The sequence below is a fragment of the Micromonospora sp. NPDC004336 genome (assembly GCF_053602615.1).
On record NZ_JBSGDY010000229.1, the window covers coordinates 1 to 7,803 of the forward strand.

The 7,803-nt window shown below is 73.3% G+C and carries 4 protein-coding genes; 3 read left to right on the forward strand and 1 reads right to left on the reverse strand.

All coding sequences use genetic code 11. From position 1 onward, the window contains the following. Positions 1 to 34: 34 nt before the first annotated feature. Positions 35 to 2,875, reverse strand: coding sequence for a leucine--tRNA ligase (leuS, locus tag ACWENR_RS28260; RefSeq protein WP_452279995.1), 2,841 nt, complete (start codon positions 2,873 to 2,875; stop codon positions 35 to 37). A gap of 573 nt (positions 2,876 to 3,448) precedes the next feature. Between leuS and ACWENR_RS28265 the strand changes: the two genes are divergently transcribed. The 3 genes from ACWENR_RS28265 to ACWENR_RS28275 form a co-directional block, all read left to right on the forward strand. Then, entirely contained in the window at positions 3,449 to 4,504 is a 1,056-nt protein-coding gene (locus ACWENR_RS28265) for an AAA family ATPase (protein ID WP_452279996.1), read from the forward strand. Between the two features lies 1 nt (position 4,505). Next, the gene (locus ACWENR_RS28270) at positions 4,506 to 5,804 is read left to right on the forward strand and encodes a DUF58 domain-containing protein (protein ID WP_452279997.1); all 1,299 of its coding nucleotides are present in this window, start codon (positions 4,506 to 4,508) and stop codon (positions 5,802 to 5,804) included. 16 nt (positions 5,805 to 5,820) lie between these two features. Beyond that, positions 5,821 to 7,803, forward strand: a 1,983-nt coding sequence (locus ACWENR_RS28275; RefSeq protein WP_452279998.1) for a transglutaminase family protein, incomplete at its 3' end; no start/stop codon positions are given.

Consider the following 7,803-nt stretch of genomic DNA (forward strand, 5'->3'; position numbering starts at 1 on the left):
CGTCGCACGCGACGGTCCCTGCCCGGCGGCGGGGTCAGGCGACCACGGAGACCATCCGGCCGGGGACCACGATGACCTTGCGGGGCTCCCTGCCGGCCAGCGACGACCCGACCGCCTCCAGGGCCGCCGCGCGGACGACCTCCTCCGGCGCGTCGGCGGGGACCTCGACCCGGCCGCGCACCTTGCCGTTGATCTGCACCGGGTACGTCACCGTCTCCGCGACCAGCAGCGCCGGGTCGGCGGTCGGGAAGTCCGCGTACGTCAGGGAGGTGTCGTGCCCCAGCCGGCGCCACAGCTCCTCGGCGACGTGCGGGGCGAACGGCGCCAGCATCAGCACCAGCGGCTCGGCCACCTCGCGCGGGGTCTCCGCCAGCCGGGTCAGCCCGTTGGTCAGCTCGATCAGCTTGGCGATCGCGGTGTTGAACCGGATCGCCTCCATGTCGCCGCGGACCCCGTCGACCACCTTGTGCAGCAGCCGCCGCGTCGCGTCGTCGGCGGGGGCGTCGGTGACCCGCAGCGCGCCGGTCTGCTCGTCGACGACCGCCCGCCAGACCCGCTGCAGGAACCGGTACGACCCGACCACCGCCCGGGTCTCCCACGGGCGGGACACCTCCAGCGGGCCCATCGACATCTCGTAGACCCGGAACGTGTCCGCCCCGTACGCGGCACACATCTCGTCCGGCGTGACCACGTTCTTCAGGGACTTGCCCATCTTGCCGTACTCGCGCTTGACGGCCGTGTCGCCCAGGTAGAAGCCGCCGTCGCGCTCGGTGACCTCCTCGGCCGGCACGTAGGCGCCCCGGGCGTCGGTGTACGCGTACGCCTGGATGTAGCCCTGGTTGAACAGCTTGCGGTACGGCTCGAACGACGAGACGTGGCCCAGGTCGTACAGCACCTTGTGCCAGAAGCGGGCGTACAGCAGGTGCAGCACGGCGTGCTCGGCGCCGCCGACGTACAGGTCGGTGCCCCCGCAGTCGCCCTCGCCGCGCGGCCCCATCCAGTACGCCTCGTTCTCGGCGTCGACGAAGCGCTGCGAGTTGGTCGGGTCCAGGTAGCGCAGCTCGTACCAGCAGGAGCCGGCCCACTGCGGCATCACGTTGGTCTCGCGGGTGTAGCGCTTCGGGCCGTCGCCCAGGTCCAGCTCCACCTCGACCCAGTCGCGCCGGCGCGACAGCGGCGTCTCCGGGTCGCTGTCGGCGTCCTCCGGGTCGAAGGTGCGCGGCGAGAAGTCGTCCACCTCGGGCAGCTCGACCGGCAGCATCTCCTCCGGCAGCGCGATGACGGCGCCGGTCTCGTCGTACACGATGGGGAACGGCTCGCCCCAGTACCGCTGCCGGGAGAACAGCCAGTCGCGCAGCCGGTAGGTCACCGCGCCGGCGCCGTGCCCGTTGGCCTCCAGCCACCCGATGATCGCCGCCTTGGCCTCGGCCACCCCCAGGCCGTTCAGGTCCAGGCCGCGCTCGGGCGCGGCGCTGTTGATCGCCGGGCCGTCCCCGGTGTACGCCTTGCCGTCGAAGCCCTCCGCCGGCTGCACGGTACGCACGATCGGCAGGTCGAAGACCTCCGCGAACGCCCAGTCCCGCTCGTCCTGCCCGGGCACCGCCATGATCGCGCCGGTGCCGTAGCCGGCCAGCACGTAGTCGGCGACGAAGACCGGGATCCGCCCGCCGGTGACCGGGTTGGTGGCGTACGCCCCGACGAAGACGCCGGTCTTCTCCTTCGTGTCGGCCTGCCGCTCGACGTCGGTCTTGGCCGCCGCCGCCTTGCGGTACGCCTCGACGGCCGCGCGCGGGTTGGCGTGCCCGCCGGTCCACGCGTCCTTCGTCCCCTCGGGCCAGGCGGCCGGCGTCAGCGCGTCGACCAGCTCGTGCTCGGGGGCCAGCACCATGTAGGTGGCGCCGAAGATCGTGTCGGGCCGGGTCGTGAACACCCGGATCGGCGCGACGGCGGTGGGGAAGTCGACGTGCGCGCCCTGCGAGCGACCGATCCAGTTGCGCTGCATCAGCTTGATCGGCTCGGGCCAGTCCAGCGTGTCCAGGTCGTCCAGCAGCCGGTCGGCGTACGCGGTGATCCGCATCATCCACTGCTTCAGGTTGCGCTTGAAGACCGGGAAGTTGCCCCGCTCGGAGCGGCCGTCGGCGGTGACCTCCTCGTTGGCCAGCACCGTGCCCAGCCCGGGACACCAGTTGACCGGCGCCTGCGAGACGTACGCCAGCCGGTGGTCGTCGACGATCCCCCGGCGCTCGGCGACGGACAGCTCCGCCCAGGGGCGGCCGTCGGGGGTGGGCCGGTTGCCGCCCTCGAACTCGGCGATCAGCTCGGCGATCGGGCGGGCCCGCTTCGCCTCGGCGTCGTACCAGGAGTTGAAGACCTGCAGGAAGATCCACTGGGTCCAGCGGTAGAAGTCGGTGTCCATGGTGGTCACCGAGCGACGCTGGTCGTGGGCCAGGCCCAGCCGGCGCAGCTGCGCGCGGTAGCGCTCGATGTTGGTCTCGGTGGTGGTCCGCGGGTGGGTGCCGGTCTGCACCGCGTACTGCTCGGCCGGCAGGCCGAACGCGTCGAAGCCCATCGCGTGCAGCACGTTGCGCCCCGCCATCCGCTGGTAGCGGGCGAAGCAGTCGGTGCCGATGTAGCCCAGGGGGTGGCCGACGTGCAGGCCGGCACCCGAGGGGTACGGGAACATGTCCAGCACGTACAGCTTCTCCGCCGCCGCGCGGGGGTGGTCGGGGTCGGCCAGCGGGCCGGTCGGGTTCGGGGCGTCGAACGTCCCCTCCCGCGCCCAGACGTCCTGCCAGCGCAGTTCGATCTCCTCGGCCAGGGCCGCGGTGTACCGGAACGGGGGAATGTCGGCCGCCGCTGCTGCTGCCTCACTCATGGCGTCTCCTCGCTTCGCTCGTCGCCGCCGGCCGCGCCACGGCCGGGCTGGGTGCTGACCTCGCTCGGCGTGGTCATGTCGGTATGGGTCGGGTCCGCTCGCCGCCGGCGCCGCGCCGTCGCCGCCCGGCGCCGGTGCCGACCGCCGGGGCGCCCGGCGGAGGGCACAAAAAAGCCCCTCACGCAGGAGGGGCCGCCGTGCTGTCGCGCATCAGCGCATCAGCACGGCTCGGTAAGGAGCAGGAAGACTCCGGCCATGACCGGGAGTGTACCCCGCCGTCCGGTCCCGCGCGTCGCCCGCCACCACGGGTCGGGACGCGGGCCCCGCCCGGGGGCGCCCGACGGACCGGTGGTGATCATGGTCGACACCGAGAGCGACGGACGGATCCCCCGACCCGGCGAATATTAGGGGCGTAACCGGCGGTCCACCTGCGGGGGTCGGCGACAGCGACAAACATGGTTAGCCTGAGAGACCAATGAGATTTCTGCGGCAGACGAGGCTCGGCGTCGCGAACCCAACGGCGGGTCCAGCTGCTCTATACAGAGCTGCCGTCCGGCGACGAGGAGGAGGCCCGTGACACAACAGACCTGGGACGAGGTGGGCGGCCTGTTGCCGCACGACGAGTTCCGCGCCGCCAGCGAAGCCATCGTCTCGAACATCGAGCAGGTCATCGAGGGCAAGACCGCCACCGTGCGGCTCGCCCTGGCCGTCCTGCTCGCCGAGGGCCACCTGCTCATCGAGGACGTGCCGGGCGTCGGCAAGACCAAGCTCGCCAAGGCCATGGCCCGCTCGATCGACTGCTCGGTGCGACGCATCCAGTTCACGCCGGACCTGCTGCCCAGCGACGTCACGGGGGTCAGCGTCTACAACCAGGAGACGCACGACTTCGAGTTCCGCCCCGGCGCGGTCTTCGCCAACCTGGTCGTCGGCGACGAGATCAACCGCGCCTCGCCGAAGACGCAGTCCGCGCTGCTGGAGTGCATGGAGGAGCGGCAGGTCACCGTCGACGGCGTCACCTACCAGCTCCAGACGCCCTTCATGGTCGTCGCCACCCAGAACCCGATCGAGATGGAGGGCACCTACCCCCTCCCCGAGGCGCAGCGCGACCGGTTCACCGCCCGCATCGCGATGGGCTACCCCGACCCGAACGCGGAGCTGGCCATGCTCGACGGGCACGGCGCCACCGACCCGCTGGACGAGCTGCGGCCGGTCTCCGACGCCAACACCGTGCGCCAGCTCATCGGCCACGTCCGGCAGGTGCACGTCGCCGACGCCGTCAAGCAGTACGCGATCGACCTCGTCACCGCCACCCGCGAGGCCCCCGACCTGCGCCTCGGCGCCTCCCCCCGGGCCACCCTCCAGCTGCTGCGCACCGCCCGCGCGGTCGCCGCCCTCGAGGGGCGCGACTACGTCCTCCCCGACGACCTCCAGGCGCTGGCCGTGCCGGTGCTCGCGCACCGGATCATCCCGACCGCCGACGCCCAGCTGGCCCGGCGCACCACCGACGCGATCGTCTCCGAGCTGGTGCACCGGCTGCCGCTGCCGCACGACCGCAAGCGCTCCCCGTACGACACCCGGCCCACGGGCGAGGGCAACGGCCGAGCCCCCTACGAGCCGCGGAGGCGGTGACGTGCGCGACGGGCTGCGAGGGCTGACCACCCGCGGCCGATCGTTCCTCGCCGCGGCGGTCGCGGCCGCGATCTCCGCCGGCATCCTCGGCGAGAAGGACCTGCTCCGGGTCGCCGTGCTGCTGGCCGTCCTGCCGCTGCTGGCCGCGGCCTACGTCGGGCGCAGCCGCTACAAGTTGGCCTGCAACCGGTCGCTGGATCCGCACCGCGTGCCCGTCGGGGCGAGTTCCCGGGTGGTGCTGCGACTGCAGAACATGTCCCGGCTGCCCACCGGCACCCTGCTGCTGGAGGACCGGCTGCCCTACGCGCTGGGCAGCCGCCCCCGGGTGGTGCTGGAGCGGCTCGGCGCCCACCAGGCCAGCTCGGTGGCGTACACGGTGCGGGCCGACGTGCGCGGGCGCTACGAGGTGGGCCCGCTGGTGGTCCGGATGACCGACCCGTTCGGGCTGTGCGAGCTCAGCCGCGCCTTCCCGAGCGTCGACCACCTGACCGTCATCCCGCAGGTCACCCCGCTGCCCTCGGTGCGCCTTCCGGGCGAGTACGCCGGCAGCGGCGACAGCCGGGCCCGCTCCGTCGCGGTCCACGGCGAGGACGACGCCGCCACCCGGGAATACCGGATGGGCGACGACCTGCGCCGGGTGCACTGGAAGTCGACCGCCCGCACCGGCGAGCTGATGGTGCGCCGGGAGGAGCAGCCCTGGGAGAGCCGGGCGACGGTCGTGCTGGACACCCGCGCGTACGGCCACCGGGGCGACGGGCCGACGGCGTCCTTCGAGTGGGCGGTCTCCGCGACCGCGAGCGTCGCGGTGCACCTGCGGCAGGCCGGCTACAAGCTGCGCCTGGTCACCGGCTCCGGTGCCGACGTCGACGCCTCCGAGGTGACCGGCGACGGGCTGCTCCTCGACCACCTCGCCGAGGTCCGGCTCGACAAGAACGTCGAGCTCTCCGCCCTGGTGCAGCGGGTCCGGCAGCGGGCCGACGGCGGTCTGATCATCGGCCTGTTCGGGTCGCTGGGCACCGCCGAGGCGGAGCTGCTGGCCGGGCTGCGGGCCAACGGCGCGACCTGCGTCGGTTTCCTGTTGGACAGCTCCACCTGGCTCCACCTGCCCGACAAGGCACGGGCCGAGGCCGACCACGCGCACGGCGCCGCGGCGCTGGCCATGCTGCGGAGCGGCTGGCGGGTGATCGGGGTCGACCACGGCGCCCGGCTGCCGGCGCTGTGGCCGCAGGCGGCCCGCGGTTCGCAGGGCTTCGCCGTGCGGGCGGCGATGGCCGAGACGGTGGCCGGCGGCGTGCGATGAACGGAAGGCTCCCCTCATGATCGCCCACCGGAACCTGGGCTTCGTGGCCGCCGCGGCGACACTGCTCGCCGCGGCGCCGCTGTCGGCCATCTTCGAACGCTGGACGTGGCTGATCGAGGCCACCATCGCCGTGGCCGGGGTGGCGGCCGTGGCCGCGCTCGCCCGGCTGGTCCGGCTGCCGCTGTGGGGGCAGGCGCTCGCCATGCTGGCCGGCCTGACGCTGGCCCTGACCTGGCTCTTCCCCAGCGGCGCCGAGCTGCTCGCCGTCCTGCCCGCCCCGGCGACCTTCGCGCACTTCGGCGAGCTGCTCAGCGGGTCGCTGGAGGACATGCGCTCCTACGGCGTGAAGGTGCCCGACACCGACCCGCTGCTCTTCGTCACCGTGCTCGGGATCGGCGCGGTGGCGGTGGTCGTCGACGTGCTCGCCGTCGGGCTGCGCCGGCCGGCGCTGGCCGGGCTGCCGATGCTCGCCATCTACTCCGTGCCGGTCGCCGTCTACGTCGACAGCGTCCCGGCGGTGCCGTTCGTCGTCGGCGCCGCCGGCTACCTCTGGCTGCTGGTGACCGACAACGTCGACCGGGTACGCCGGTTCGGCCGGCGGTTCACCGGCGACGGCCGCGACGTCGACGTCTGGGAGGCCTCGCCGCTGGCCGCCGCCGGCCGGCGGCTCGCGGCGGTGGGCGTGGCGGTGGCCGTGGTGCTGCCGCTGGCCGTGCCGGGGATGACCGGCGGGCTGCTCGACACCCTGGCCTCCGGGTCCGGCGCCGGCAACGGCAACGGGCGGCCCGGGCAGGGCGGCGCACCGGGCCGGATCGACCTGTTCGCCGCGCTGAGCGGGCAGCTCAACCAGTCCGAGGTCACCGACCTGGTCAAGGTCAGCACCAACGAGCCCAACCCGTTCTACCTGCGCTTCGGCGTCGCCGACGAGCTCAAGTCGAGCGGCTTCGACGTGGGCAACCCCATCGGGCGCTCGGTGCAGAACCTGCCGCCGCCGAACGGCGGGGGCGTCGAGCAGCGGACGTACCGGGCCACGGTCGAGGTCACGAAGAACCTGACCATGCCGCTGCTGCCGGTCTACACCCAGCCGGCGCGCATCGAGGACCTCAACGGCGCCTGGTCGTACGACCCGAACCTCCAGGTGGTCTTCTCCAACCGGGACGACTCCCGGGGCAAGCGCTACTCGTTCGACTACGTGCGCTCGTCGTACACCCCGGCGGTCCTACGGCAGGCGCGGCCGTTGCCGGCGGACCACGCGGCGCGGCGCAACCACCCCGCGCCCCCGCCGATCCCCGAGGTGGAGGAGCTGGTCCGCAGCCTGGTGGCGGGCAAGGACACCGAGTACGACAAGGTCCGCGGGATCTACGACTACTTCTCCGCCGACAACGGCTTCACCTACTCGTTCAGCACCAAGGGCGGCACCAGCGGGCAGGAGATCGTCGACTTCCTCAACAACAAGGTCGGCTTCTGCCAGCAGTACGCCGCCGCGATGACGTGGCTGGTGCGGGCCGCCGGGATCCCGGCGCGGGTGGCGTTCGGGTTCACCAACGGCAGCAACTCCAGCGGCGGCACCTACACGCTGACCAACCGCAACCTGCACGCCTGGACGGAGGTCTACTTCGACAAGGTCGGCTGGGTGCCGTTCGACGCGACCCCCGCGTACGGCGTGCAGGGCTCGACCCGGTCGGCCTGGGCGCCCGACGTCGACGCGCCGGAGGACGACGCGCCGGCGCCCGGCCCGTCGACCCCCGCCGGGGAGGTCGACCCGTCGGCCGGCCCGGCGGGCCCGGAGGGCCCCGAGGAGGACACCGACTCCGGTCTCGCCCTCGCCGGGCAGGCCCCGGTCGAGCAGGCCCCGGTCTGGCCCTGGTACCTCGCCGGCGCGGTGCTGCTCCTGCTGGCCCTGAGGACCGAAGATCCGCCTGAACCGCAGGTCCGGCCCCCGGTCGACCGGGTTCCGGGCGGGAACCGGCCGTGCCGACACGACGGTGGAGTGATCGGG

Coding starts and splice junctions, on each gene's coding strand:
- leuS (WP_452279995.1), bottom strand. CDS start 2,875: ATGAGTGAGGCAGCAGCAGCGGCGGCCGACATTCCCCCGTTCCGGTAC.